The organism is Rhizobium sp. BK289 (genome assembly GCF_014193575.1).
Taxonomy (GTDB): domain Bacteria; phylum Pseudomonadota; class Alphaproteobacteria; order Rhizobiales; family Rhizobiaceae; genus Rhizobium; species Rhizobium tropici_C.
In genome coordinates this window covers 302228-327170 of record NZ_JACHZO010000008.1, presented here as the reverse complement: position 1 = coordinate 327170, position 24943 = coordinate 302228, and the positions used below count along the sequence as shown (strand labels likewise).

General features: G+C 60.4%; 25 protein-coding genes. 12 read left to right on the top strand and 13 right to left on the bottom strand.

The window, feature by feature from the left end:
* Window positions 1–70: 70 nt before the first annotated feature.
* From FHT84_RS18135 to FHT84_RS18125, 3 genes are all read right to left on the bottom strand, one after another.
* Window positions 71–1876 (bottom strand): EAL domain-containing protein, encoded by a 1806-nt coding sequence (locus FHT84_RS18135; RefSeq protein ID WP_112340274.1) that lies wholly within the window; start codon window positions 1874–1876, stop codon window positions 71–73.
* A 210-nt stretch (window positions 1877–2086) separates the two neighbouring features.
* The gene (locus tag FHT84_RS18130) at window positions 2087–2338 is read right to left on the bottom strand and encodes a type II toxin-antitoxin system ParD family antitoxin (RefSeq protein WP_112340273.1); all 252 of its coding nucleotides are present in this window, start codon (window positions 2336–2338) and stop codon (window positions 2087–2089) included.
* A gap of 225 nt (window positions 2339–2563) precedes the next feature.
* A complete protein-coding gene (locus tag FHT84_RS18125) occupies window positions 2564–3112 on the bottom strand; it encodes an HdeD family acid-resistance protein (RefSeq protein WP_112340272.1) in 549 nt (182 codons plus the stop codon).
* Between the two features lie 154 nt (window positions 3113–3266).
* Here FHT84_RS18125 and betI point away from each other — a divergent pair, with 154 nt between their 5' ends.
* From betI to betA, 4 genes are all read left to right on the top strand, one after another.
* Window positions 3267–3854, top strand: a complete 588-nt coding sequence (gene betI, locus FHT84_RS18120; protein ID WP_112340271.1) for a transcriptional regulator BetI — start codon at window positions 3267–3269, stop codon at window positions 3852–3854.
* A 4-nt stretch (window positions 3855–3858) separates the two neighbouring features.
* The gene (locus FHT84_RS18115; protein WP_112340270.1) at window positions 3859–4500 is read left to right on the top strand and encodes a glutathione S-transferase family protein; all 642 of its coding nucleotides are present in this window, start codon (window positions 3859–3861) and stop codon (window positions 4498–4500) included.
* Window positions 4500–5963 carry a betaine-aldehyde dehydrogenase gene (betB, locus tag FHT84_RS18110; protein ID WP_113251070.1) on the top strand — a complete coding sequence of 488 codons (1464 nt, stop codon included), beginning with the start codon at window positions 4500–4502 and terminating at the stop codon, window positions 5961–5963. The genes FHT84_RS18115 and betB overlap by 1 nt, the downstream gene beginning before the upstream one ends.
* Window positions 5964–6130: 167 nt before the next feature.
* The gene (gene betA / locus FHT84_RS18105) at window positions 6131–7780 is read left to right on the top strand and encodes a choline dehydrogenase (protein WP_113250054.1); all 1650 of its coding nucleotides are present in this window, start codon (window positions 6131–6133) and stop codon (window positions 7778–7780) included.
* A gap of 12 nt (window positions 7781–7792) precedes the next feature.
* Here the strand turns inward: betA and FHT84_RS18100 are convergent, their stop codons facing one another.
* Together FHT84_RS18100 and FHT84_RS18095 are read right to left on the bottom strand one after the other, a co-directional pair.
* Entirely contained in the window at window positions 7793–8092 is a 300-nt protein-coding gene (locus FHT84_RS18100) for a type II toxin-antitoxin system RelE/ParE family toxin (protein WP_113250055.1), read from the bottom strand.
* Complete coding sequence (locus FHT84_RS18095) at window positions 8089–8361, bottom strand: YlcI/YnfO family protein (RefSeq protein WP_112340266.1); 273 nt, start codon at window positions 8359–8361, stop codon at window positions 8089–8091. Before FHT84_RS18095 ends, FHT84_RS18100 begins: the two co-directional genes overlap by 4 nt.
* Before the next feature lie 192 nt (window positions 8362–8553).
* Between FHT84_RS18095 and FHT84_RS18090 the strand changes: the two genes are divergently transcribed.
* Window positions 8554–9915 (top strand): chloride channel protein, encoded by a 1362-nt coding sequence (locus FHT84_RS18090; protein ID WP_113250075.1) that lies wholly within the window; start codon window positions 8554–8556, stop codon window positions 9913–9915.
* A 29-nt stretch (window positions 9916–9944) separates the two neighbouring features.
* Here FHT84_RS18090 and FHT84_RS18085 read toward each other — a convergent pair whose 3' ends face one another.
* Window positions 9945–10391, bottom strand: coding sequence for an Rrf2 family transcriptional regulator (locus FHT84_RS18085; protein WP_112340265.1), 447 nt, complete (start codon window positions 10389–10391; stop codon window positions 9945–9947).
* Between the two features lie 490 nt (window positions 10392–10881).
* Between FHT84_RS18085 and FHT84_RS18080 the strand changes: the two genes are divergently transcribed.
* The 3 genes from FHT84_RS18080 (at window position 10882) to cysN (ending at window position 14205) form a co-directional block, all read left to right on the top strand.
* The gene (locus tag FHT84_RS18080; protein ID WP_112340264.1) at window positions 10882–11619 is read left to right on the top strand and encodes a phosphoadenylyl-sulfate reductase; all 738 of its coding nucleotides are present in this window, start codon (window positions 10882–10884) and stop codon (window positions 11617–11619) included.
* A gap of 128 nt (window positions 11620–11747) precedes the next feature.
* A complete protein-coding gene (gene cysD, locus FHT84_RS18075) occupies window positions 11748–12701 on the top strand; it encodes a sulfate adenylyltransferase subunit CysD (protein WP_112340263.1) in 954 nt (317 codons plus the stop codon).
* A 1-nt stretch (window position 12702) separates the two neighbouring features.
* Window positions 12703–14205 (top strand): sulfate adenylyltransferase subunit CysN, encoded by a 1503-nt coding sequence (cysN, locus tag FHT84_RS18070; protein ID WP_112340262.1) that lies wholly within the window; start codon window positions 12703–12705, stop codon window positions 14203–14205.
* A 146-nt stretch (window positions 14206–14351) separates the two neighbouring features.
* On the opposite strand, the gene hisC is transcribed toward cysN, so the two are convergent.
* Both hisC and FHT84_RS18060 read right to left on the bottom strand, forming a co-directional pair.
* The gene (gene hisC / locus FHT84_RS18065) at window positions 14352–15410 is read right to left on the bottom strand and encodes a histidinol-phosphate transaminase (protein WP_112340261.1); all 1059 of its coding nucleotides are present in this window, start codon (window positions 15408–15410) and stop codon (window positions 14352–14354) included.
* A 171-nt stretch (window positions 15411–15581) separates the two neighbouring features.
* Window positions 15582–16505, bottom strand: coding sequence for a LysR family transcriptional regulator (locus tag FHT84_RS18060; protein ID WP_112340260.1), 924 nt, complete (start codon window positions 16503–16505; stop codon window positions 15582–15584).
* Between the two features lie 180 nt (window positions 16506–16685).
* Here FHT84_RS18060 and FHT84_RS18055 point away from each other — a divergent pair, with 180 nt between their 5' ends.
* From FHT84_RS18055 to FHT84_RS18040, 4 genes are all read left to right on the top strand, one after another.
* Entirely contained in the window at window positions 16686–18248 is a 1563-nt protein-coding gene (locus FHT84_RS18055) for an MFS transporter (protein ID WP_145646016.1), read from the top strand.
* Window positions 18249–18472: 224 nt separating this feature from the next.
* Window positions 18473–18838 (top strand): hypothetical protein, encoded by a 366-nt coding sequence (locus FHT84_RS18050; protein WP_245430240.1) that lies wholly within the window; start codon window positions 18473–18475, stop codon window positions 18836–18838.
* A 426-nt stretch (window positions 18839–19264) separates the two neighbouring features.
* Window positions 19265–20326 (top strand): porin, encoded by a 1062-nt coding sequence (locus FHT84_RS18045; protein WP_112340259.1) that lies wholly within the window; start codon window positions 19265–19267, stop codon window positions 20324–20326.
* Between the two features lie 405 nt (window positions 20327–20731).
* Entirely contained in the window at window positions 20732–21790 is a 1059-nt protein-coding gene (locus FHT84_RS18040) for a 3-deoxy-7-phosphoheptulonate synthase (protein WP_112340258.1), read from the top strand.
* Between the two features lie 6 nt (window positions 21791–21796).
* On the opposite strand, the gene FHT84_RS18035 is transcribed toward FHT84_RS18040, so the two are convergent.
* The 5 genes from FHT84_RS18035 to FHT84_RS18015 form a co-directional block, all read right to left on the bottom strand.
* The gene (locus tag FHT84_RS18035; RefSeq protein ID WP_112340257.1) at window positions 21797–22210 is read right to left on the bottom strand and encodes a DUF6314 family protein; all 414 of its coding nucleotides are present in this window, start codon (window positions 22208–22210) and stop codon (window positions 21797–21799) included.
* Window positions 22210–22737 (bottom strand): peptide-methionine (S)-S-oxide reductase MsrA, encoded by a 528-nt coding sequence (msrA, locus tag FHT84_RS18030; protein ID WP_112340256.1) that lies wholly within the window; start codon window positions 22735–22737, stop codon window positions 22210–22212. The genes FHT84_RS18035 and msrA overlap by 1 nt, the downstream gene beginning before the upstream one ends.
* Window positions 22734–23183 (bottom strand): peptide-methionine (R)-S-oxide reductase MsrB, encoded by a 450-nt coding sequence (msrB, locus tag FHT84_RS18025; protein WP_069613810.1) that lies wholly within the window; start codon window positions 23181–23183, stop codon window positions 22734–22736. The genes msrA and msrB overlap by 4 nt, the downstream gene beginning before the upstream one ends.
* A gap of 178 nt (window positions 23184–23361) precedes the next feature.
* A complete protein-coding gene (locus tag FHT84_RS18020) occupies window positions 23362–23859 on the bottom strand; it encodes a GAF domain-containing protein (RefSeq protein WP_112340255.1) in 498 nt (165 codons plus the stop codon).
* A 35-nt stretch (window positions 23860–23894) separates the two neighbouring features.
* Window positions 23895–24605 carry a pentapeptide repeat-containing protein gene (locus FHT84_RS18015; RefSeq protein WP_245430239.1) on the bottom strand — a complete coding sequence of 237 codons (711 nt, stop codon included), beginning with the start codon at window positions 24603–24605 and terminating at the stop codon, window positions 23895–23897.
* Between the last annotated feature and the right edge of the window lie 338 nt (window positions 24606–24943).

The following is a 24943-nucleotide window of genomic DNA, read 5'->3' as shown; positions in this document are numbered from 1 at the left end:
TCCTCTCCCAGCAAAGCAGTGGAGATAGTTTAGCGCAGAGCGCTTGAAAAGGAGCTGTCATGGGAGGGCGTCAATTCGTCTCGGCCAGACCGAGAAATGCGATGCCGATATCGCTTTCCTTTGCCTTCGTCTTGATGCCGGCAATGGAGGTGCTGACGCGGTTGATATTGTCGATCACCAGTCCCTCGGGCAATTGCAGGATACCGATGGAGCAACGCATCAGCGGGAATTCCGCCTTGGCGCCGCTGCGGTCATGCCCGCGAATGCGGCCGGCCGCCCGATCCTCGGCCGAGTAAAGATCGAGGACGTCGGCATGAAAATCGACAAGAAGCCGATCCAGAACCTCGCGCAGCTCCTGCATGCTCCAGCCGGTGACGCCGATGAAGAAATCGTCGCCGCCGACATGACCGAGGAAATGGCGCTCGGCAAAGAAATAGCGGCGCATCAGTGCCGCGAACAAGGAAATGGCATGGTCGCCGAGATGGAAGCCGTAGGCATCGTTGAACGGCTTGAAATTGTCGAAGTCGCAATAGCAGAAATGCCTGATCTCATCGCCATCGCGGCCGGCGCTCTGCATGAAATCGTGGATCGCCCGGTTACCCGGCAGGCCGGTCAGCGGGTTCTGATCCTGAGCGATCTTCAGCTGCTTCTCGTTGATGACCTTGATGAGCGAGGCGGCCGAGACGATACCGGCATAATGCGTGCCTTCGGTGACGATCAGGCAATCGCTGCTTTCCATGTTGGCGAAGATCGCCATCAGCGTATCGGCATCGGAATCGAGGCCGACGATCGGCGCCATTTCGACGAAATGCGAGATCGAACGCTCATAGACCTTGTTCTTCAAGAGATCGCGGCCGAAGGGCTGATAGATATATTCCTTCAGCTGATATTCATGGATGATGCCGCGCGGCTCGTCATTGGCATTCACGACCGGAAAATAGGCCCGGCGCGGATTGCGGCGAAAAAGCTCGAAGACGCTGTCGATGCTGTCGCTCTCGCGGATGGTCGGCAGCACTTCGATCTGCTTGCGGATGAGGATTTCATCGAGCGACTGACTGTTGCGGGCGACCTTACCGAGCTCCTGCAGATGCGGAAAGCTTGGCTTGAGCTCGTTGACGAGCACTGTCGGGCGGGCAATGAACCAGCCCTGGACGAGATCGACACCGAATTCGCGGCAGGTCAGGAATTCCGCCTCGGTCTCGATACCCTCGGCGATAACGCGCGTGCCGAGCACATGGGCGATATTGACGAGATGCCGGAGAATATGGCGCTTGCGGGCGCTGCGGTCGATTCCGACAATGAAGTGCCGGTCGATCTTCAGATAGTCGATCGGGTAATCGGATAGGAGCTTCATTTCGCCGTGGCCGACACCGAAATCGTCGATCGCCAGCTTGAAGCCGGCATTTCGCATCCGGGCGACCAGATCGCGAAACCCGGGTACGATGGTGTTGTCGAAGCGCTCGGAGAATTCGAAGCAGACGGACGAAGGCGCGATCCCGGCCTTCCGCATGTGCTGCAGCAGGCCATCCATCAATGCTGCACCTTGCGGGATCAACCGGACATCCAGATTGAGAAAAAGGGTAGCGGCAGCGATATTGGGCAAAGTGGCGAACTTCGCCAGCGCCCGGCTGGTGACCATCTGCTCCAAACCGAGAAGCTGGCCAGTGCGCTCGGCCTCGTCGAGGATATCGACCGGGCTCGCAAAACCGATGCGTTCCTGTCCGCGCATGAGGGACTCGTAACCGAAAACGGCGCCGGTGCCCGCCTCGACGATCGGCTGAAATGCATTCTCGATAACGAGCTTGGCGAGAGTGACAATCTGGTCGCTGGCATATCGGCGCAATACGCCCGGCTCGACCGCGGCAGTCAGTGACATGCCCATCTCCACTTGCGGATTCTGTTCTAATTTATTTAAGTAAAACTTTGGATTTACCGCGTTTTCGCCCCAAGATGCGCCATAAGCGTCAACGAAACCTTTCCCGCATGTGAAAGTTTCATGAATGGTAAAGCAATGTTAACCATTCGTCAGGACGGGAGGCAGACGGTGCGCCGGCACGCGCCGCTGCTATCGCCAGCAGCTTGTGAACTAATTGTGCGTGTGCCGTTCCGCGTCGTAATCGGCAAACATATCGGCGACGCAACGGCTGCCTTTTGCCGTGTCTCCGCCATCGTTGGCCGCATGCGGCACGTCGCAAATGTCATCGCGTTTGCGGGCTGCATCCCACATGCGCAAAGCTTCCCGCACGACTTCACTGCTTGAGGCATAGGTGCCGGTATCGACCGCTGCACGGATGCCGGCAGCCTGAAGCGGGGAGATGGAAACCGTTACCATTGGCATGATATTCCTCCCTTGACGTTGTTATGCGGAAACTTGGCTGAAAGCATGTTCCGCGGCCTCGACAGTGCCTTCAGGGCATGTCCCGGACATGCGTGTTTCCAAATGAAGGTACCGCCGTCACAATAACTCAACGCCGCTCCGCCTTATTAGCGGAGGGACAAAGAGTAGCGCCGCTCACGCTCCTTGTCAAAAAGTAGCAGTTCGTTACCCCTTTTGGAAGATCGCCTACCGCCTGAGCACAAGACCGAAGGCCACCAGCGTCCAGCCTTGGAAGATCAGATCGAGGGCCAGGAAAAGGCCGAGGATCCAGAGGCTGTTGACCGGCCAGCCGACCGCGATGGCGATGCCGGCGGCGGCGGTCGCAAGGCCGCTGATGACGATCCAGACCCAGCCGCGCTCCGGCTTCAGCTTGCGGCCGACCCAGACACGAAACGTTCCGGCAATGAGCAGCGCGATGGCGAGGAACAGCGTCAAAGCTTCCGAGGCCAACAGCGGATTGGCGAAAGCAAGCACGCCGGCAATCGTATAGAGCAGGCCGCTGAGAACCCAGAACAGGATGTGCTCCCAGCCCCGCACCTGAAAGGCATGGGCCAGATGCACAATGCCGCCGATCAGCATCAGCATGCCGACATAATAGACCGAGGCGACGGTGGCCAGGAACAGATTGCCGAGCGCGATGCCGCCACAGATCAGAAGCAATATGCCGAGCCCGACAAACCAGCCCCATTTGTTACGCATTGCGGATGACGGGACTTCATCAAGAATATCGACCATGACTGCACCTCCTCCTAAGAGGAAGTATGGCACAGAAATGCTTGGCGGAAAGAGGTTGCGGATTTTTTGCCATGGAACGCTTTTCGTGTAATTTTTTTATTGATTGATCAGTCAATCAAAAATACACTCTAGTTCCCAGACTGGAGTTTGACGCATGCCGAAAGTCGGAATGGAACCCGTGCGCCGCAAGGCGCTGGTGGATGCCGCGATGCGCGTGATCGGCGATCACGGCTCGCTGACCGTCACCATGTCCGAAATCGCCAAGCAGGCCGGCGTTTCTCCTGCCCTTGCGCATCACTATTTCGGCAGCAAGGAACAGCTGCTGATCGAGACCGTCCGCGTGCATCTACAGCGGCTGCGCGACGGCGTCGTGACGGCGCTGCAAGCCGCGAAAACGCCGCGCGAAAAGCTCTCGGCCGTCATCCGCGTCAGCTTCCAGGCCGACCAGTTCGCGCCGGAAACGATCGCTGCATGGCTCGCCTTCTATGCCGAGGCGCAGCGCTCGGAAGAGACGCGGCGCTTTCTCGTCATCTACGCACGCCGCCTGCATTCGAATCTGGTCGCCAATCTCAAGGCTCTGTGCCCGGCCGGCGACGCTGGGCGGATCGCCGAGGGCGCGGCTGCCATGATCGACGGGCTCTATATCCGCCAAGGCCTTCGCTCCGCGCCGATCAGCACCGAGGCCTCGATCGCGCTGACGGAAGATTACCTGACGACCCATCTCAACGCGTTGAAAGGCTGAAGCCATGCTGACCGTTTGGGGCCGCAAATCGTCATCGAATGTGCAGGCGCTGATGTGGTGCATCGGCGAACTCGGTCTTGCCTATGAGCGCATCGATGCGGGCTTCACCTATGGCGTCAACGACACTCCTGAATTCCTGGCGATGAACCCGAACGGCACCGTTCCGGTGCTGCGCGACGGCGACGACGAGCCGCTCTGGGAAACCGGCGCCATCCTGCGCTATCTCGCCACGCAATATGGCGAGGATGCCTTTTGGCCGAAGAATGCGCGCCATCGCGCCCAGATCGACAAATGGGCCGAATGGGCCAAGATCAACATCGCCTTGAATTTCACCGGCCCGGTATTCTGGCGTGCGGTGCGGACTGCCCCTGCCCTGCGCGATGAGAAGGTGATCGCTACGGCTATAACTGCCCTCGGTGCGAAGCTTGACATCGCCGAGTCGCAGTTCGGACGGCATCGCTTCCTAGCCGGCGATAATCTGACGCTGGCCGACATACAGTTCGGCCATGCGCTCCATCGCTATTTCGACATAGACATCCAGCGCCCCGCCCATCCACGGCTGCAGCGCTATTACGAAAACCTCACCGAGCGGCCTGCTTTTCAAGAGCATGTCATGGTGTCCTACGAAGAATTGAGGGTTCTATAATGCGCGCACAACCGAAAGCCTCGCATTTCATCGACGGGGAATATGTCGAGGACACCGACGGCACTCTTATCGAAAGCATCTATCCGGCGACCGGCGAGGTGATCGCCCGTTTGCACGCGGCAACGCCTGCCATCGTCGAAAAGGCGATCGCCAGTGCCAAGCGTGCGCAGCCGGAATGGGCGGCCATGAGCCCAACGGCGCGCGGCCGCATCCTGAAGCGAGCGGCCGAGATCATGCGCGAACGTAACCGCGAGCTTTCGGAACTGGAAACGCTGGATACAGGCAAGCCGATCCAGGAAACCATCGTGGCCGACCCGACCTCCGGGGCCGACAGCTTCGAATTCTTCGGCGGCATCGCGGCGGCCGGTCTCAACGGCTCCTACATCCCGCTCGGCGGTGATTTCGCCTATACCAAGCGCGTGCCGCTCGGCGTCTGCGTCGGCATCGGCGCATGGAACTATCCGCAGCAGATCGCCTGCTGGAAGGGTGCACCGGCCCTCGTCGCCGGCAACGCCATGGTGTTTAAGCCTTCGGAAAACACGCCGCTCGGCGCGCTGAAGATCGCCGAAATCCTTATTGAGGCAGGCCTGCCGAAGGGTCTCTACAACATCATCCAGGGCGACCGCGAAACCGGGCCGCTGCTGATCAACCATCCGGATGTGGCGAAGGTATCGCTGACCGGCTCGGTGCCGACCGGCCGCAAGGTGGCGGCTTCGGCGGCCGGCACCCTCAAGCATGTCACCATGGAACTCGGTGGCAAGTCGCCGCTGATCGTCTTCGACGACGCCGATATCGATAGCGCGGTCGGCGGGGCCATGCTCGGCAATTTCTATTCGACCGGCCAGGTCTGCTCGAACGGCACGCGCGTCTTCGTCAACAGCAAGATCAAGCCCGAATTCCTGAAGCGCCTGAAGGCCCGCACAGACGCCATGCTCATCGGCGACCCGATGGACGAGGCAACGCAGATCGGCCCGATGGTCTCCTGGGCGCAGCGTGAGAAGGTACTGTCCTACATCGAAAAGGGCAAGGCTGAGGGCGCAACGCTCGTAACTGGCGGCGGCATCCCGAACAATGTCTCCGGCGAAGGCTACTATATCCAGCCTACCGTGTTTGCCGACGTCACCGACGAGATGACGATCGCCCGCGAGGAGATTTTCGGGCCGGTCATGTGCGTTCTCGATTTCGATGACGAGGCCGAGGTGATTACCCGCGCCAATGCCACCGAATTCGGCCTTTCCGGCGGCGTCTTCACCGCCGACCTTACCCGCGCCCACCGCGTCGTCGATCAGCTCGAAGCCGGCACGCTCTGGATCAACACCTACAATCTCTGCCCGGTCGAAATCCCCTTCGGCGGCTCCAAGCAATCCGGCTTCGGCCGCGAGAACTCGCTGGCGGCGCTGGAGCATTATTCAGAACTGAAGACCGTCTATGTCGGCATGGGGCCGGTACAGGCGCCTTATTGATCCACCTCCCCTTTGAGGGGGAGGTCGCCGCAAAGCGGCGGGTGGGGGTGACCAGCCGCAACGCGTATAGCAGCAATCGCCCCACCCCGGCCTGCGGTCGACCCTCCCCCTCAAGGGAGGGTGTAGACCCTTCGATTTACGCCCCTTTCCACCTGGAGCACATCGTCATGCAAGCAGATTTCGTCGTCGTTGGCTCGGGTTCGGCCGGCTCCGCCATGGCTTACCGCCTGTCGGAGGACGGCAAGCATTCGGTCATCGTTCTGGAATTTGGCGGCAGCGATTTCGGCCCATTCATCCAGATGCCGGCGGCCCTTGCCTGGCCGATGAGCATGGACCGTTACAATTGGGGCTATCTTTCCGAGCCTGAACCGCAGCTCAACAACCGACGCATCACCGCGCCGCGCGGCAAGGTGATCGGCGGTTCCTCCTCGATCAACGGCATGGTCTATGTGCGCGGCCATGCGGAAGACTTCAACCGCTGGGAGGCGCTCGGTGCGCAGGGCTGGGCCTATGCCGACGTACTGCCCTACTTCAAGCGGATGGAGCATTCGCATGGCGGTGAAGAGGGCTGGCGTGGCAAGGATGGTCCGTTGCATGTGCGCCGGGGCGATGCCCGCAACCCGCTGTTCCACGCCTTCATCGAGGCCGGCAAGCAGGCGGGCTTCGAGGCGACGGAGGATTATAACGGCAGCAAGCAGGAAGGCTTCGGCCTGATGGAGCAGACGACATGGATGGGCCGACGCTGGTCTGCGGCGACAGCCTATCTCAAGCCTGCGCTGAAGCGGCCGAACGTAAACCTCATCCGCTGCTTCGCCCGCAAGGTCATTATCGAAAACGGCCGCGCGACCGGCGTCGAAGTCGAGCGGGACGGCAAGATCGAGATCATTAAGGCAAACCGCGAGGTCATCATCTCCGCCTCCTCGTTCAATTCTCCGAAGCTGCTGATGCTGTCCGGCATCGGGCCTGGGCAACATCTGCGCGACATGGGGATCGAGGTGAAGGCCGACCGGCCGGGCGTCGGCGCCAACCTGCAGGACCATATGGAGTTCTATTTCCAGCAGACGAGCCTGAAGCCGGTATCGCTCTATTCCTGGCTGCCCTGGTACATGCAGGGGATCGTCGGCGCGCAATGGCTGTTCTTCAAGAAGGGCCTCGGCACCTCCAACCAGTTCGAAGCCTGCGCCTTCCTGCGCTCCGCACCCGGCGTCAAACAGCCCGATATCCAGTACCACTTCCTTCCCGTCGCCATCAGCTATGACGGCAAGGCGGCCGCCAAGAGCCATGGCTTCCAGGTGCATGTCGGCTACAACCTCTCGAAATCGCGCGGCAACGTCACGCTGCGCTCCCCCGATCCGAAGGCGGATCCCGTTATCCGCTTCAACTACATGAGCCATCCGGAAGACTGGGAGAAATTCCGCCACTGCGTGCGCCTTACCCGCGAAATCTTCGGGCAGAAAGCTTTCGACGAATATCGGGGACCGGAAATCCAGCCCGGACCGAACGTTCAGACCGATGATGAGATCGACGCCTTCCTGCGCGAACATCTGGAAAGCGCCTATCATCCCTGCGGCACCTGCAAGATGGGTTCGAAAGACGATCCGATGGCGGTGGTCGATCCCGACACGCGCGTCATCGGCGTCGACGGCCTGCGTGTCGCCGACAGCTCGATCTTCCCGCATGTCACCTACGGCAACCTGAACGGTCCTTCGATCATGACAGGCGAAAAGGCGGCCGACCACATCCTTGGCAAGCCGAGGCTGGCACGCTCGAACCAAGAGCCCTGGATCAATCCGCGATGGGAGACGAGCGATCGGTAGGATGGGCGCGCATCAGTGGTAATCCTCCTCTCGCTGATGCCTGATCGCTAGTATCGTCACCGTCTCGCTATCCTCGATTTCGAATAGAGCGACATAACCTGACGAGCCGAAAGGAATGACGAGTTCGCGGAGAAATGCGTCGTCCGCCGACGCTTTGCGGCAACTGAACGGAAAATTCTCCAGAAACTCCGTTGCCTTGGCGATCGCCTGATAGGCTTTTTCCGCAAGCTCGATGTCTCTTACCAAGAGATAGTCATAGAGTCGTTCGAGATCATCGAGCGCGCCTTGGGTGTAACGCACTACAAAGGTCATTTTCGTCCGGACGCTTTTGCAGCTTCAAGTTTGCGCTTCAGCATTCCCAGCACGTCGTCAGCGCTATGATACACGCCTGTTTTCCTCGCATCCTCCCGCGCAGCAAGGCCGCGAGCGATGAATTCGGCCCTCGTTCGGCGGTGTTCAATCTGCGCACGCAGCGAACTTTCCACAAATGCTGACAATGACTCACCCTCTCGCAGCACGCTTTCAGCAGCGGCGCGCAAGGCGGGATCAACCCTCAAGGGGGGTATGGAAGCGGATTTCATTCATCGGCTCCTTTGCATTGCAATTGCGATACATTCTATTCGATGGCTCGAAACGGTCAACACGTGGATTAAGCCTTGGCCGCAAAAGGAAATTCTGTAAGAAAGATCGATATCGCAATTCTCCCCACGAGGTGAGCGGCCCGGAAAATGCCTCCAAAGGGCATGCCGGCCAGCATAACGGTCACACGTCCCATGCCCCCTATCTACCGCAAGTCCAAGCTGCTCCGCCGTTCCCGTGTTTTCTGGGGGTCTTTCAATCTCTGGCGACCGCGTTTGGTGTTCTGGACAGGTGCCCTGGCGATCGGCGTCATCAGCGTCGGCTTCGCCAAGCTTGCCGATCTGGCGCAGCGGGCTTTTACCGGCGTGACGCAATCCGGCGAATGGATGTGGCTGCTGCCGCTCCTGCTGACGCCACTCGGCTTCGTGCTATCTGCCTATCTCGCAGCGACGCTGTTTCCCAATTCGCAGGGGAGCGGCATCCCGCAGGCGATTGCCGCGCGACATCTGCATCATGAAGAGGATCGCACCAAGCTGTTGTCGCTGCGGCTCGCCTTCGGCAAGATCGTGCTGACCATATTGGGCCTTTTGAGTGGCGCCTCGATCGGCCGCGAGGGGCCGACGGTGCAGGTCGGCGCCTCCTTCATGCTGGCCGTTGCCCGCTTCGGCGGCATGGCGCAGGCCAAGGGGCTGATCCTCGCCGGCTCTGCTGCGGGCATCGCGGCCGCCTTCAACACGCCGCTTGCGGGTATCGTCTTTGCCATCGAGGAGATGAGCCGCACCTACGAGTCCCGCGCCAATGGCCTGGTATTGACGGCCGTCATCCTCTCCGGCCTTGCCGCACTCGGCCTTTCCGGCAGCTACAATTATTTCGGCACGGCCGACGCCGCGCCGACGATGCTTCGGGACTGGATCGTCATGCTGATCTGCGGTGTCGGCGGCGGCGCGCTTGGCGCCACTTTCAGCGGGTTGGCGCTCTATGCCGGCATCCGTATCCGCCGCTGGGCACAACCGCAGCCGTTGAAACGCATGCTGATCCTGGCCGGTCTCTGCGGTCTTGTCGTTGCCGCCGTCGGGGTGCTCTCCGGCGGCCAAACCTTCGGCACCGGTTACGAGCAAGCCCGCGGAGCGGTGGAAGGACATGCCCTGCCCCTGCTCTTCTTCGTCGAGAAGCTACTGGCAAGCTTCCTTTCTATGATTTCAGGCATTCCCGGCGGCATCTTTGCCCCATCGCTTGCTGTCGGCGCTGGTTTCGGCAGCACAGTCGGCACGCTGGTCGGCGGCAGCATCGCACTCGCTGCGATCCTCGGCATGGCCGGTTATTTCGCCGGCGTGGTGCAGGCGCCGATGACGGCCTTCGTCATCATCCTGGAAATGACGGGCGATCATCAGGCCGTCATCCCGATCATGGCGGTATCGATGATCGGCTATGTGACGTCCCGGCTGCTCTCGCGCGAGCCGCTTTATCACGGCCTGTCGCGCGTCTTCATCGCAGCGGCCATCCGCGCCCGGCGGGCCATGGAGAAGGAAGGCAGCGAGGAGCATGCCGCCGGTTGAGGCCCAGGGCCTGCCATTCCGATTCTTGATTAGGCCATCAACCTCGTGACCTCAGCCCCATCGGGCTGAGCAATGGCATCGGCGATCGTCGTCGAGAACAACACCTTGCGGGTCGCATCCGCCACCCGGGCGAAGACATGGCGGATTTCGCAGTTTTGCTCACCGTCGCAATCGTCGCAGCGGCGATAGGCTGTCAATGACAGACAGGGCAGCGGCGCCAGAGGCCCATCGATGACCCGCAGGATTTCGCCGAAGGTGATTTCGTCTGCCGGCTTGCGCAGGAGATAACCGCCCTGCTTGCCACGACGGCTTATGACGATACCCTGATGCTTCAGGTCGAGAAGGATCTGTTCGAGGAACTTCTTCGGAATCTTCTGCTGGGCGGCGATGTCGGAAATCATCATCGGCTCGCCCGCCTCGGATTGGGCCAAGGCAGACAGCGCCCGCAGCGCATATTTTGCTTTCTGAGTAATCATTTCGAACCGCTTCACACACACATGCGATACGTCCGGTCGAGCGATTCGCCCGGTCCGCTACAGAACTCCTCAGCCCTCGTCCCCGGGGCAATTTCGAAGCACTCACACCCTTGGCGCACGGCCAGGAAACGTTAGCAACCCAGACTTGTTGTCATTCTTTGTCGCTATGCCAATAGTTTAGCGCAAAATCCACCGCAGCGCATCATTTTGGGCATCACTTCCGATTTCCATTTGACAAGCTATGTGTAACTCTACTATTTCTATAGACATTAAAGCAAGCACTTAAACATGGCTCGCCATATCAAGTGCTTCCGAAGGGCCGCTTCCCGCGGCAAATCGCCTTGGTTAACAGCCGGGGCGGTCGCTTTTCCTTATCGGTGCTGCTTCATGGAGATATTTACTCTCCAGCCGCTCCCTTTCGAAATCTATTTTTCTGTCCGCAAACGTCACGAGCTGCGATACTCCTGCCAATATCAGGACAGGATCCCCCATGACTGCCATTACATCCATTGAAGACGCCGCGACGCTCAACAGCCAACTCGCATCGCTCGATCTTGCTGGCCGTCTGTCTCTCGTGGCCGGCCTCGGAGGTCGCACCGTGTTCACGACGTCGCTCGGGATCGAGGATCAGGTGATCACGGCGGAGATCGGCAATCACCGTCTGCCGATCGAAGTGGCGACCCTGCAGACAGGTCGTCTCTTCCCGGAAACGCTCGCCCTGATCGGCGAGACCGAAAGCCAATACGATATCAACATCGTCCGTTACGAGCCGGAACAGGCCGATATCGATGCCTATGCGGAAAAATACGGTCTGAACGGTTTCTATGAGAGCGTCGAAGCCAGGCACGCCTGTTGCGGCGTGCGCAAGCTGAAGCCGCTTGCGCGGGCACTCTCGGGCGCCACCATCTGGATCACCGGCCTGCGCCGCGGCCAGTCCGCCAACCGCGCCGATACGCCCTTCGCCGAATTCGACCCCGAGCGCAACCTGATCAAGATCAACCCGCTCGCAGACTGGGACATCGATGCCATCCGCGCCTATGTCGCCGATAACAGCGTTCCGGTGAACCCGCTGCATGCCCGCGGCTATCCCTCGATCGGCTGTGAGCCCTGCACGCGGGCGATCAAGCCGGGCGAGCCCGAGCGGGCCGGCCGCTGGTGGTGGGAAAACGACGAAAAGCGCGAATGCGGTCTGCACGTTCATGAAGAGATCACAGCCGCCGCACAGTAAAATACCCGCCGGCTCCCGGCTTTCGATCCAAGGCGCGTTTCCTACGCCGCCGATATCTAGGGAGCCAAAGCATCCATTCTTTCCGGTCCATATTCCGGCCGGCACATTTGAAAGTTCTGGAGTCATCAATGCCCGATAGCCGTCCGGATACGGAAATCTCCAATCCGCAAAGCGTCAAGCCGCCCCTCGATCCGCATCTGAAGGCACTCGAAAACGAGGCGATTCATATCTTCCGCGAAGTTGCCGCCGAATTCGAGCGTCCTGTCATGCTCTATTCGATCGGCAAGGATTCGTCGGTACTGCTGCATCTGGCGCGCAAGGCCTTCTATCCCGGCCGCGTCCCCTTCCCGCTCCTGCATGTGAACACCGGCTGGAAATTTGCCGAGATGATCACCTTCCGCGACGAGATCGTGAAGAAGTATGATCTCGACCTGATCGAGCACATCAATCCACGCGGCAAGGCGGAGAATATCACGCCCTTCACCTATGGCTCGGCCCGCTATACCGACATCATGAAGACCGAAGCGCTGCGCCATGCGCTCGATGCCGGCCAGTTCGACGCCGCTTTCGGCGGCGCTCGACGCGACGAGGAAGCCTCGCGTGCCAAGGAGCGCATCTATTCCTTCCGCACGCCGGACCATCGCTGGGATCCGCGCAACCAGCGCCCGGAACTCTGGAACATCTATAACGGCCAGATCCGCAAGGGCGAAAGCGTTCGCGTCTTTCCGCTTTCCAACTGGACCGAAGTGGATATCTGGCGCTACATCCAGGCCGAGGAAATCCCGATCGTGCCGCTCTATTTCGCGGCCAAGCGCCCGGTTGTCGAGCGCGATGGCATGATGATCATGGCCGCGGACCCGCGGCTGGAATTGCTGCCGGGCGAAACCAAGCGCGAGGAAGTGATCCGCTTCCGCACCCTCGGCTGCTTCCCGTTGACCGGGGCCATCCGCTCCACCGCCACGACCCTTGAAGACATCATTGCAGAGCTGGAAATCGCCACGGTTTCCGAACGTCAGGGACGCGCTATCGACCGCGACCAGTCCGGCTCCATGGAAAAGAAGAAGCGTGAAGGATATTTCTGAGATGACCGCAAACGCCAACGTCGTCACGATGCCTGTTGTGGGGCCCGCTGTTGGGTCTGCCGCCGAACCGGCCAAGGCTCTCCGCGATTCGCGCCCGCTTCGCCTGATCACCTGCGGCAGTGTCGATGACGGCAAGTCCACGCTGATCGGCCGTCTCCTCTGGGATACCAAAGCGGTCAAGGAAGACCAAGCCGCCACGCTGCAGCGCGATTCCACCGGCAAGCAGAATGACCTCGGCCTGCCCGACTTCGCACTGCTGCTCGACGGTCTGCAGGCCGAGCGCGAACAGGGCATCACCATCGATGTCGCCTATCGCTATTTCTCGACGGACAAGCGCTCGTTCATCGTCGCCGACACGCCCGGTCACGAGCAGTACACCCGCAACATGGCAACCGGTGCCTCTACCGCCGATCTCGCCGTGTTGCTGGTCGATGCGCGCATGGGCATCCTCGAGCAGACCCGCCGCCACGCCACAATCGCGTCGCTGCTCGGCATCAAGCAGTTCGTGCTCGCAGTCAACAAGATCGACCTGACGAACTACGACCGTGCCGGCTTCGAGAAGATCTCCAACGACTTCCGCGAATTCGCCCTTTCGCTCGGCGTCAAGCAGATCACGGCCATCCCGATGTCGGCGCTGAAGGGTGAAAACGTCGTCTATTCCGGCCAGGCTGCCATGCCGTGGTATACCGGCCCGACGCTGGTCGAAACGCTGGAACTGGCGACCGTTCGCTCCGCGCAGACGGTCGGCTTCCGTCTTTCGGTGCAACGCGTCTCCCGCCCCGGCGAAAGCTTCCGCGGCTATCAGGGTACGGTTGCCGGCGGCTCGGTGAAGCCGGGGGACAGCGTCATGATCCTGCCGTCGGGCATGGTGGCCAATGTCTCGAAGATCGTCACCTTCGATCTCGTGCGCAATGCCGCGGTCGCAGGCGACGCCATCACGCTCGTCCTCGACCGCCAGGTGGACGTGTCGCGCGGCGACATGATCGTCGCCATCGACAGCCAGCCGCAGACGGGCCTTTCCTTCGATGCCCAGATCGTCGCGCTGCAGCCGGAAGGCATCGAACCCGGCAAGCGCTACTGGTTGAAGAGCGGCAGCCGCCGCCAGCGTGTTCAGGTACAGCCGATCGCGCAGCTTGAGCTGAAGACCGGCGCCTGGGCTCCGGCGCAGGCGCTGTGGATGAATGCTATCGGCAAGGTTCGCCTGACCTTCGACGAGAGTGCCATCTTCGATCCCTATGAGCAAAACCGCTCGACCGGCTCCTTCATCCTGATCGATCCGGAAAGCAACAACACGGTTGCGGGCGGCATGATCACCGGCAAGCGTTCCGATGTCGGCGGCATCCACAAGGATGGCCAGCGCGTTCTCCTGTCGCTGCCGGCCGATCTTGCCGAGCAGATCATGGCAAGCGAACTCTTCGCCAACCGCCGCGATGAAACGGATGTGCGCCGCGTCACCGCCGCACAGGCAGCGGAAATTTGGGCAAACGCGGCAAGCGACATCTGATCGCTATCGCATGTGATGACAGAAGGCGGCGGGCTTGGCTCCGCCGCCTTTTTCATTTGCCGCTTTGCGGTGACAGCACGACTGCGGTTGAGGCAGCTCCTGGTCTTTTTAAGGCCCTGAAGCAAATTCTTCCGAGACAGCCAGTGTTACTGCAATATTTCACCGAGAACCGCTACCAGCCGATCGCACTCATCATCCGTACCGATGGTAATACGCAGGAAATCGTCGATACGCTCGCCGGAAAACCGTCGTACCAGAATGTTCCTGCTCCGCAGCTCTGCCGCCAGTTCCGCGCCTGAACGGCTCGGATGCCGTGCGAACAGAAAATTCGTGGAGGACGGGAGGACGTGGAAGCCGAGTTCCTTGAGCCCGACGGCCAGGCGCTCACGGCTGGCAATGATCAAGGCGCGATGACGCTCGAACCAGTCCCGGTCTTTCCAGGCGGCTACAGCACCTGCCTGCGCAAGCTGATCGAGGGGGTAGGAATTGAAGCTGTCCTTCACCCTTTCCAAGGCCTCGATCAGCGGCCTTTGCCCGACGGCGAAGCCCACTCGCAAGCCGGCAAGCCCGCGGGACTTCGACAGGGTCTGGATCACCAAGAGGTTTGGGTATGTCCGGACAAGCGGGACGGCGCTCTCGCCGCCGAAATCGACATAGGCTTCATCGATGACGACGACCTGATCGGGATGATTCCTAAGAAGATTTTCGATATCGACTAGAGGCAGGCCAATCCCTGTCGGCGCATTGGGATTGGGCAGAATGATTGCGCCGCAGGGCTGGCGATAATCGTCAATGCGGACGCACATTTCGGCATCGACCGGAACCCGCCGGAACTCGATTCCGTAAAGGCGGCAATAGGTCGGATAGAAGCTGTAGCTGATGTCGGGGAAAAGCAGTGGCTCCTCATGATTCAGCAGTGCCTGGAACGTATGGGCCAGAACCTCGTCCGATCCGTTGCCGACGAAGACCTCGTCCTTGTCGATCCCGAAGCTTTCGGCGATCACGCTGCGCAACTCCCGCGCCGTCGGATCGGGATAGAGCCGAAGCCTGTCGGACGTCGCCTTCGAAATTGCCTCCAGCGCAAGCGGAGAAGGCCCGTAAGGGCTTTCATTGGTGTTCAGCTTGATCATGCCGCCCATCGTCGGCTGCTCGCCGGCGACATAGGGGGTCAGGGTGTGAACAATGGGGCTCCAGAAACGGCTCATCGTGATTTCCAAATTTGGCGGCCGCCAATCCTTAAATCGGCGCGGCAAATTAAAACGTAGATGTCTACCGTTGCAAAATCGAATGCCGCCGACAACCGTTTCGACGGCAATTCGGGGAAATATACCGCCTGGCCAGCATGCAGGCTTCAAACCGGCTGCCGGGCCTCTTTTTCAAACAGCAGCCGTGGCCGGCAAAACATCGCAGCTTTTCGCGAAAAGCCGCTCGCTCAGGAAATCGACGAAAACCCGAACCTTGGGCGACATATGGCGATTGGACGGCCAGAGCAGATGGAAATGGCCGGGTTCATCGATGAAATCGTCGAGAACCGTTTTGAGCTTTCCTTCCGCAAGCGTGCTGCGCACGAGGAAATCGGGCATGCAGCCGATGCCGAGGCCGGCGATCGTCGCGCCGCGCACAGCCTCCATATTGTTGCAGGAAAAGGCCGTTCGCATGCGCAACTCCGGCTCGCCTTCCGGCATGGTCAGCGGCCAATCCTGCAGCTTGCCGCTGTTGGGGAAGCGAAACCTGACGGCCAGATGCTCGTTGAGCGCGCGCGGACAATCGGGAATGCCGAAGCGTTCAAGATAGCTGGGCGCGGCACAGAGCAGCATCTGAAACGGCCGCAATGTCCGCGAGATCAGCCGCGAGTCGGGCAGCTGGCCGCTGCGGATCGCGACATCGACCCCTTCCTCGATCATGTCGACGATGCGGTCGTTGAAATCGATGTCGAGTTCTACATCCTGGTAGCGGGCGACGAATTCCGGCACAACGGGCAGCAGGAAATGATAGCTGACGATCGGCACGCTGACGCGCAGCCGTCCGCGCGGAACGGCAATAGCTTGAGCGAGCGATGCCTGCGCATCGTCGAGATCGTCGAGCACGCGCCGGCAGCGCTCATGAAAGAGACGCCCCTCCTCGGTCAGCCGGATGCTGCGGGTAGAGCGCTGCAGCAGCCGAACGCCGAGCTGGCGCTCCAGATTGCTGACCGCCTTGCCGACGGCCGATGCAGAAAGGCCGAGCACACGCCCGGCGGCCGCGAAGCTGCCGAGATCCGCCGTGCGAACGAAGGCCGTCAATCCGCTCAAGCGATCCATAGGTATATCCTCATTCGAGAGTTTTATTCCGGTATATATGGAGCTATAGCGGTATTATCATTCGATTGCAGCAAAACTATCCTCTTTGGGTCATTTCAGGTTCGTGGGCGGCCTTTCCGGCCAGCATCACTCCCAGCATAGCCCGCGGCCTTCTCCTTGCTCGAACCCAATGGTAATCCGATGATTTCATCTCAGACAAAGGTCGCAAGCGCGACCGAGAAATTCTTCGTGCTCGTCGCCGTCTGCTGCGCCGCAGCGGCAATGCCGCTCACATTCACCGGCCCGGCCGTCGCCCTCCCCGCCATCAGCCGAACGCTCGGCGGCAGCCCGATTGCGCTTAACTGGGTCACCAATGCCTTCATGCTGACCTTCGGCAGCTGCCTGATGGCATCAGGCGCGCTGGCGGACAGTTTTGGCCGGCGCCGCATCTTCCTGACCGGCGTCGCCTGCTTCGCGCTGTTCTCAGCCGGACTGGCGCTCGCCGGTAACATCGTCTGGTTCGACATATTGCGGGCATTGCAGGGCCTTGGTGCCGCCGCCGCTTTTTCCGGCGGCATGGCCTCGCTCGCCCAGGAATTCGACGGGACGGCGCGCATGCGGGCCTTCAGCATCGTCGGCTCCAGCTTTGGCGTCGGGCTGGCTTTCGGGCCGATCGCCTCCGGCTTGATGATCGATGCCTTCGGCTGGTCATCGATCTTCGTTCTCGTGGTTGCCCTGGCATTGCTCGCCCTCGGACTTGGCGCCTATTTTCTGCGCGAATCACGTGATCCGGATGCGGCGGGACTGGATTGGCCCGGTGCGCTGAGCTTCACCCTTGCCTTGACGCTGTTCACCTATGGTGTCCTGCGCGCACCCGAAACCGGCTGGAGCGATCCGCTCGTCATCGGCCTGCTGATTGGTGCGGCGTTGCTTTTCCTGGCCTTCGGTATCATCGAGCGCATCGTGAAGCGGCCCATGCTGGATCTCAGCCTGTTTCGCTATCCGCGCTTCGTCGGCGTGCAGCTGCTGGCGGCGGCACCCGCCTATGCCTTCGTCGTGCTGCTGATCCTTTTGCCCGTGCGGTTCGTCGGCATCGAAGGCATGAGCGAGATCGCAGCAGGCCGGATGATGGTCGCGCTATCAGCGCCGCTGCTCATCCTGCCGATCGTCGCCGGGCTTCTGACCCGCTGGTTCAGCCCGGCAACGATCTGCGGCACCGGCCTTGTCATCTCGGCCTCAGGTCTGTTCTGGCTCAGCCATGTCACGGCGGGTTCGGCTCCTTCCGCGCTCATCGGTCCGCTGCTTGCGATCGGCGTCGGCATCAGCCTGCCTTGGGGCCTGATGGATGGACTTGCCGTCAGCGTCGTTCCCAAGGAGCGTGCCGGCATGGCAACCGGCATCTTCAGCACCACCCGCGTCGCCGGCGAAGGCGTGGCACTCGCGGTCGTCAGCGCCGTTCTGTCCGCTCTTATCCAATCGAAACTCGGGGCCTCGGCAGCAGAGCATGCTTCGGCCGCGGCGCAACAGCTCGTCACCGGCAATCTGGCGGCGGCGGCCTCGAATGTGCCGGCGATCGGGCATGACGTCCTCATTCAAGACTATGGCCACGCCTTCAGCGCACTGCTCTGGCTGCTGACGGCCATCACCCTCATCACTGCAATCGTCGTCTTTTCTTTCCTCGGCCGGACGTCATCGGCCGTCAGCACTGAAGACACGGATCAATTGCAAGAGGACGAAGAGATGCTTCGCGCATCGAAAGGGTAAGGCAGCATCAGCAACCGGCCCGGGGCTTCGGTCCCGGCGATCCGGCCGGCGATCGCGGCACAGCAAGGCGGCAAATCAAAGGCCGACAAGGATCGAACACCATGGAGCGACGCAACATTATGTTTCGTCGCCACATAAAATGTGCGCGCCGAATCGGCACTCGGACAATCGGCCGAACGGCACGAGACTGGCGTTCATATACGCTGCTGCTATATGATATCCCCATGATATCAGACCGGTTTTTGAAAACTATTGCCTGGACCTACATAGCGGCGCTCATCGGCGTAACGCTTGCGCATTTCAATTGGCAGGCCGCATTTGGCAATCCGTTCGATATCTTTCGTGCCGGCGCTCTCTGCATAGCGGGCATGCTTGCCCGCCTCGCCTACCCGCAATCCCCCTCCTTCACATGCCTTCTGATGATCGGCAGCGTGCTTGCGCTTTCCGTGTCGCATTTCGTGGCAGACGGCAACTATGGCTCGACATTCGATATCATCGTCGGGATGACCAGCGGGCTCTGGGGCATCATGATCGGCTCTGCACTCAGCAGGCTGATCGTTTCCGCCTCGAAGCGGCCTGCATCCTCCTGAAACAACCAACGGTTCTTTCGACGGAGCACTTTCTGCTGCTGGTCGAGTATAATTGCCGCGGCCAAAACGCAAAATGGCCACTAGCCGCTGCCGTCCGATCTCATCTCATAGTATCCGCAAGAAGACTGAAATCACGATGGCGGCCATTTCGTACCTCGAAATGATTATTACGCAGCCAATATTATGCGTTACTTACTATCTGCATTTGCAAATGTGGCTTTCCTGCAACTGAAATTTAAAAACCACGGAAAAGGCATTTTGAGAAAAATATATCATATAACTTTATAGGAATTCGTCTCTAATAAGGACCAGAAGCGGGTGGGGCCCGTTTCTCCCGAGTCGGGGTTTTTAAACAGGGATAGGGAAAGGCACGTCGATTTTTCGGCGCGATAGCCTATGCCCAATCTATATTGGATTGGAGTTTTTATGAACATCAAGAGCCTTCTTCTCGGCTCCGCTGCTGCTCTGGCAGCAGTTTCTGGCGCTCACGCGGCTGACGCTATCGTTGCTGCTGAGCCGGAACCGCTCGAATATGTCCGCATCTGCGACGCATATGGCGCTGGCTACTTCTTCATTCCGGGCACGGAAACCTGCCTCAAGATCGGCGGCTATGTCCGTACCGAAGGCAAGTGGTACGATGCCTACAACCCGACCAGCCGGAACGGCACGCTGTGGCACACGCGCGCTCATCTGAGCCTCGACACTGCGACCGACACCGAATACGGCCCGCTGAAGACCAACACGGTCATCCGTTGGGACTGGCAGGAAGGCGGCGCGACCACCACGAAGCTGCTGTTCGCAAACATCAGCCTCGGCGGCTTCCTCGTCGGTAAGGCTGACTCCCAGTACAACTCGTACATCGGTTACGCCGGCAACGTCATCAACGACGACGTGGTCAATGACGGTCCGTACGAACTCAACCAGTTGACCTACAACTACGACGCGGGCAACGGCTTCACGGCTGTGATCTCGGTTGAAGACACGAACTCCGGTTCGGGCGCTACGGGCGTCAACGGCGAAGACAGCTCCGACCACTATGCTCCGGACGTCGTTGCCGGTGCTGGTTACAAGGCTGGCAACTTCGGCTTCAAGATCGTCGGCGGTTATGACTCGATCGTCGAAGAAGGCGCCATCAAGGCTCGCGTCGATGCCGACTTCGGCGTCCTCAAGGCCTTCGTGATGGGCGGCTGGAACACCGACGGCGACAAGCTGAACAAGTACGCAAACGCCAACGGCGGCGGCGCTGCCAAGGGTATCGGCTGGGGCGACTGGGCTGTCTGGGGCGGCGTCACCGTTCCGATCAACGAAAAGCTGCAGGCTAACGCTCAGGTTGCCTACACCGACTCGAAGATCTTCGCGGCAACCGCAAACGTCCGCTGGAACCCGGTCAAGAACCTCCAGATCACCCCGGAAGTTTCCTACACCAACTGGGACTCCATCAATCAGGACCAGTGGGCTGGTGTCCTGCGCTTCCAGCGTAGCTTCTAATACCACTTTACTGAGATCTGATCTGACTTGACCCCTGATCGGATGGGGACCGGTCCGACTTCCAGCGAAGTCGGGCCGGTCTTCCCGAGAAGGGGTCGATTCATTTGCGGATGGCGTGCGTCGGCCGCCATGCGCGGGCGCATCGATTGCCGAGCGAATAACCGCGCTGCCAATTGCCCGGATTTCCCTATCATCAACGCATCGACATCCAGCATTTTTTGTCGTAGAGACATCCCATGTCGTTCGCCCATGCATATGCCTCGCGATTTTATTCGTACCGCTGCTCTCAGCGGAGGCGGGCCTGTGCGTAGTTAGAAAAGACACGACAGCAAAGACCCGAACAGCCGCTAGTCTACCTGGCGGCTTTTTTGTCGCTACGGTATGACCCTTAAAGGAACCGATACCGTGTTGAATTCCACTGATGACTTGCGCATTGTCGAGATCACGGCGCTGACGCCGCCCTCTCGGATCATTGACGAAATCCCCCGCGACGAGGCGGTGACGGCGACCGTCACCGGGGCGCGCAACGCCGTCCACAACATCCTGCGCGACGAAGACGACCGGCTGATCGTCGTCATCGGCCCCTGCTCCATTCATGATCCGGTCGCAGCGCTCGATTATGCCGCGCGGCTGAAGGAACAACGGGATCGCTTTGCCGATGATCTCGAAATCATCATGCGCGTCTATTTCGAGAAGCCGCGCACCACAGTGGGATGGAAGGGCCTGATCAACGACCCGCATCTCGACGGCAGCTACCGCATCGAGGAAGGGCTGCGCATCGCCCGCAAGCTGCTGTTCGACGTCAATGAGATCGGCCTGCCGGCAGGCTGCGAATATCTCGATACGATCACGCCGCAATATATTTCCGACCTGGTGAGTTGGGGTGCGATCGGCGCAAGGACGACGGAAAGCCAGGTGCACCGGCAGCTGGCATCAGGCCTCTCCTGCCCCGTCGGCTTCAAGAACGGCACGAATGGTGATGTGCGAATCGCGCTCGACGCGATCGTCGCGGCATCGCAACCGCATCACTTCCCGGCGGTGACCAAGGAAGGCCTGGCGGCGATCGCCTCGACGCGCGGCAATGAGGATTGCCACATCATCCTGCGTGGCGGCAAAGAGCCCAATTATGACGCAGCCAGCGTGCAGTCGACGGCGGAGCAATCCCTCAAGGTCGGGCTCGAGCCGCGCATCATCATCGATGCAAGCCATGCCAACAGCAGCAAGAACCCGGAAAACCAGCCGCTCGTCGTCACGTCAGTCGCGGAACAGGTCGCAGCCGGCGACCGGCGGATCAAAGGCATGATGATGGAGAGCAATCTCGTTGCCGGCCGCCAGGACCTCGTGCCGGGCAAGCCCCTGGTCTATGGCCAGAGCATCACCGATGGCTGCATCGACTGGCCGAGTTCGGTGCGCACGCTGGAAGATCTGGCAAAGGCCGTTCAGGCACGGCGACGGGTACGTTAACTCGGCTCAAACACGGCAATAGTGTGCGAGGCTCAGATAGTTTTTTCTGGGCCCGCGCACATGCCACATCTCCGCCCAGGCATCGGATGTCCGAAAGAAGAAACGGCCTCGATAAAGATCGGGACCGCAAAGATGAATGACGCGTTGTGACGCACCCTCACCGAGGCGAATGAATTCCGAAAGATTGGGAAAACGCACGACGAGATCGTCGTGCGCGTCATCGAGCCGATAGGTGCGGCTGCTTCTCAGCGTCGCGTGCTCGCTTCGCGTATCGCCATGTTCCTCGAACTGGACAGGCGTCACGAACGCCTGCCCCTCGAATGTAATCACGGAGCGATTGAAGCGGTCGATGATCCGCCGCTTCACCTCCCATGTGCCGAGATAGAGGTTCAGCCGGCCGATGCCGGCCGATCCTTCCATCAGGAGGCCGCGCGCTGCGCTGCGTCAGCCTGCCGGCGCGGCAACTTCCAGCCCGGCCGGACGAAATGGCACGTATAGCCGTTCGGATAGCGCTCCAGATAATCCTGGTGCTCCGGCTCTGCCTGCCAGAAATCGCCGGCCGGCGCGACCTCGGTGACGACCTTGCCAGGCCACAGGCCGGAAGCGTCGACATCGGCGATCGTATCGAGCGCGACCTGCTTCTGTTCTTCGCTGGTGTAGAAGATCGCCGAGCGATAGCTCAAGCCGACATCGTTGCCCTGGCGGTTGCGCGTGGACGGATCGTGGATCTGGAAGAAGAATTCCAGCAGATCGCGATAGCTGATCTTCTGCGGATCGAAGATGATCTCGATCGCCTCGGCATGGGTGCCGTGGTTGCGGTAGGTGGCATTAGGAACATCGCCGCCGCTATAGCCGACGCGCGTCGAGATGACGCCATTGTAACGGCGGATAAGATCCTGCATGCCCCAGAAGCAACCGCCGGCGAGAACTGCACGTTCCGTTGTCATCTTACATCCTCCACTTGATCGATATAGGCACCATAGCCCTCTGCCTCCATGCGGTCACGCGGCACGAAGCGGAGGGAAGCCGAATTGATGCAGTAGCGCAGGCCGCCGCGGTCGATCGGTCCATCCGGGAAAACATGACCCAGATGGCTGTCACCATTGGCCGAGCGCACTTCGACGCGCACCATGCCATGCGACATGTCGGTCAATTCGCTGACATTGGCGGGTTCGATCGGCTTGGTAAAGCTCGGCCAGCCGCAGCCGGAATCGAACTTGTCCGCAGAGGCAAAAAGCGGCTCGCCGGAGACGATATCGACATAGATACCCGGCTGCTTGTTATAGAGATATTCACCGGAGCCGGGACGTTCCGTGCCGCTCTGCTGCGTCACGCGATATTGTTCAGGGGTAAGCTTGGCGATGGCCTCTGCCGTCTTGCTGTATTTGCCCATTGTTGTTCTCCATGTCCCTCGGCACGCATTCCGAGCTGGGCCGGGTCCTCTAGGGGACGCGAGAAGGCCGGATGAAGCTCGATCAGCGCTAAGGGAGTGTTTGCAGAGCCAATATAGGCATCGCATGAGCGATTTGCCATATCGATCACGACGGCGTGACGTTCGGCCTTTCCCGGCCTCAGCCATTCCCCTTGCATGAAGCGACATAAATTGCAGCCAGCGCCTCGATGCCGGCCTGATCGTCACTGTCGAAACGGCCTGGAAGCGGGCTGTCGAGGTCGATGACGCCGAAGACTTTTCCATGGCGGAAGAGCGGCACGACCAGCTCCGATCGCGAGGCCGCATCGCAGGCGATGTGACCGGGAAAGGCGTGCACATCCTCGACGAGGATCGACTGCGCCCTTTCGAGCGCCGTCCCGCAGACGCCGCGGCCGACCGCAATGCGCACGCAAGCCGGCTTGCCCTGGAACGGCCCGAGCACCAGCTCGTCTTCCCGCTGCAGAAAATAAAATCCCGCCCAGTTGAGATCCGGCAGCATCTGGAAGATCAGCGCGGAAGTATTGGCGGCGTTGGCGATCGGATCCTGCTCGCCATCCAGCAAAGCCTTCAGCTGATCGGCAAGCTCGCGATAGAATTCGGTCTTGCTGTCGTTTCGGATCGCTTTTTCCACGAACATGAACTGGCCTTTCGAAGATGCCGTTTGGAGAAATGTCAGTCCTTCTCGTCCGGCGGGCAAGGCCAGCTGGACGGCGCCTTCAGCCATGAGGGCAATATGGTCGTATTGTTCCCGCAGGCCAGATTGATCTGCGCCTGCTGCAAGCCGCTTGCCTTCGACAGATCGAGCCCCTCAACGCGGGTGAGATACATGAAGGCTCCGCTGAAGGAGGTCGCGCCATCAATCACGGCGCCGTTCAGCGTCGCCCGGGATAGATTGGCGAAAGAGAAATTCGCGCCCGTCAGCACAGCCTTGTCGAAATCGGCGCGTCCGAGCTCGGCCTTCTGAAAATCGGCATTGTTGAGCTGCGCACCGGCAAATTCGGCTCGCTGCAATTCGGCATTGGCAAAGGAAGCGCCACTGGCGGAGGCGTTGGTGAAATCGGAGCGATAGGCTTCGATCTTCGCGAAGTTCGCGCCGTCGGCCTTGGCATTCTTCAGCCAGGCGCGCACCAGCGTCGCCTTTTCGAGATTGGCGGAAGTCAGGTTGGCATCGCTCAGATCGGTGCTGTCGAAATGGGCGCCCGCGAGATTGGCGCCATGCAGATCGCTGCTCGGCAGCATGATGTTGGTCTTGCTGCAGCCGCTCCAATCAAGGCCCGGTGCTGCGACATTCCCGCAATCGGCGGCACGCAGCGAATTGGTGCTGGGGCCGAGGAGAAACACCGCGCTCAGCGCCAATACGCCGAGGCCCGTAGCTATCCCCATTCTCCGCCCCATGGCGCCCGAGCCCACGGCACGGCGCCTTTGCTTACCTGCAAATTTCTCCCCGGCCACTCGGGCCGCCCCGTCAACAAGATCCATTCCGTCACTCCGCTTCAGCACCGCCAGCCGAACTCTTGCCCGAGTCGGATGCACGTCCCTCTTCCTTGTATATAGTGCTTCGGGCGACAAAAAGAGCCGGTTTTACAAAAGCAGGCCTGATGCGTGGATTGATGTTAGCCGCAATGCAGACGGAGGCGCATGTCCAGGCTCCAAGCCAGCCGTGCGGCGGCTGAAGATGATCTCAGGCAAGCCGATCTCCAGGCCGCATGTCGCGGAACAGA

Coding starts and splice junctions, on each gene's coding strand:
- FHT84_RS18135 (WP_112340274.1), bottom strand. CDS start 1,876: ATGTCACTGACTGCCGCGGTCGAGCCGGGCGTATTGCGCCGATATGCC.
- FHT84_RS18130 (WP_112340273.1), bottom strand. CDS start 2,338: ATGCCAATGGTAACGGTTTCCATCTCCCCGCTTCAGGCTGCCGGCATC.
- FHT84_RS18125 (WP_112340272.1), bottom strand. CDS start 3,112: ATGGTCGATATTCTTGATGAAGTCCCGTCATCCGCAATGCGTAACAAA.
- betI (WP_112340271.1), top strand. CDS start 3,267: ATGCCGAAAGTCGGAATGGAACCCGTGCGCCGCAAGGCGCTGGTGGAT.
- FHT84_RS18115 (WP_112340270.1), top strand. CDS start 3,859: ATGCTGACCGTTTGGGGCCGCAAATCGTCATCGAATGTGCAGGCGCTG.
- betB (WP_113251070.1), top strand. CDS start 4,500: ATGCGCGCACAACCGAAAGCCTCGCATTTCATCGACGGGGAATATGTC.
- betA (WP_113250054.1), top strand. CDS start 6,131: ATGCAAGCAGATTTCGTCGTCGTTGGCTCGGGTTCGGCCGGCTCCGCC.
- FHT84_RS18100 (WP_113250055.1), bottom strand. CDS start 8,092: ATGACCTTTGTAGTGCGTTACACCCAAGGCGCGCTCGATGATCTCGAA.
- FHT84_RS18095 (WP_112340266.1), bottom strand. CDS start 8,361: ATGAAATCCGCTTCCATACCCCCCTTGAGGGTTGATCCCGCCTTGCGC.
- FHT84_RS18090 (WP_113250075.1), top strand. CDS start 8,554: ATGCCCCCTATCTACCGCAAGTCCAAGCTGCTCCGCCGTTCCCGTGTT.
- FHT84_RS18085 (WP_112340265.1), bottom strand. CDS start 10,391: ATGATTACTCAGAAAGCAAAATATGCGCTGCGGGCGCTGTCTGCCTTG.
- FHT84_RS18080 (WP_112340264.1), top strand. CDS start 10,882: ATGACTGCCATTACATCCATTGAAGACGCCGCGACGCTCAACAGCCAA.
- cysD (WP_112340263.1), top strand. CDS start 11,748: ATGCCCGATAGCCGTCCGGATACGGAAATCTCCAATCCGCAAAGCGTC.
- cysN (WP_112340262.1), top strand. CDS start 12,703: ATGACCGCAAACGCCAACGTCGTCACGATGCCTGTTGTGGGGCCCGCT.
- hisC (WP_112340261.1), bottom strand. CDS start 15,410: ATGAGCCGTTTCTGGAGCCCCATTGTTCACACCCTGACCCCCTATGTC.
- FHT84_RS18060 (WP_112340260.1), bottom strand. CDS start 16,505: ATGGATCGCTTGAGCGGATTGACGGCCTTCGTTCGCACGGCGGATCTC.
- FHT84_RS18055 (WP_145646016.1), top strand. CDS start 16,686: ATGATTTCATCTCAGACAAAGGTCGCAAGCGCGACCGAGAAATTCTTC.
- FHT84_RS18050 (WP_245430240.1), top strand. CDS start 18,473: ATGATATCAGACCGGTTTTTGAAAACTATTGCCTGGACCTACATAGCG.
- FHT84_RS18045 (WP_112340259.1), top strand. CDS start 19,265: ATGAACATCAAGAGCCTTCTTCTCGGCTCCGCTGCTGCTCTGGCAGCA.
- FHT84_RS18035 (WP_112340257.1), bottom strand. CDS start 22,210: ATGGAAGGATCGGCCGGCATCGGCCGGCTGAACCTCTATCTCGGCACA.
- msrA (WP_112340256.1), bottom strand. CDS start 22,737: ATGACAACGGAACGTGCAGTTCTCGCCGGCGGTTGCTTCTGGGGCATG.
- msrB (WP_069613810.1), bottom strand. CDS start 23,183: ATGGGCAAATACAGCAAGACGGCAGAGGCCATCGCCAAGCTTACCCCT.
- FHT84_RS18020 (WP_112340255.1), bottom strand. CDS start 23,859: ATGTTCGTGGAAAAAGCGATCCGAAACGACAGCAAGACCGAATTCTAT.
- FHT84_RS18015 (WP_245430239.1), bottom strand. CDS start 24,605: ATGGGGATAGCTACGGGCCTCGGCGTATTGGCGCTGAGCGCGGTGTTT.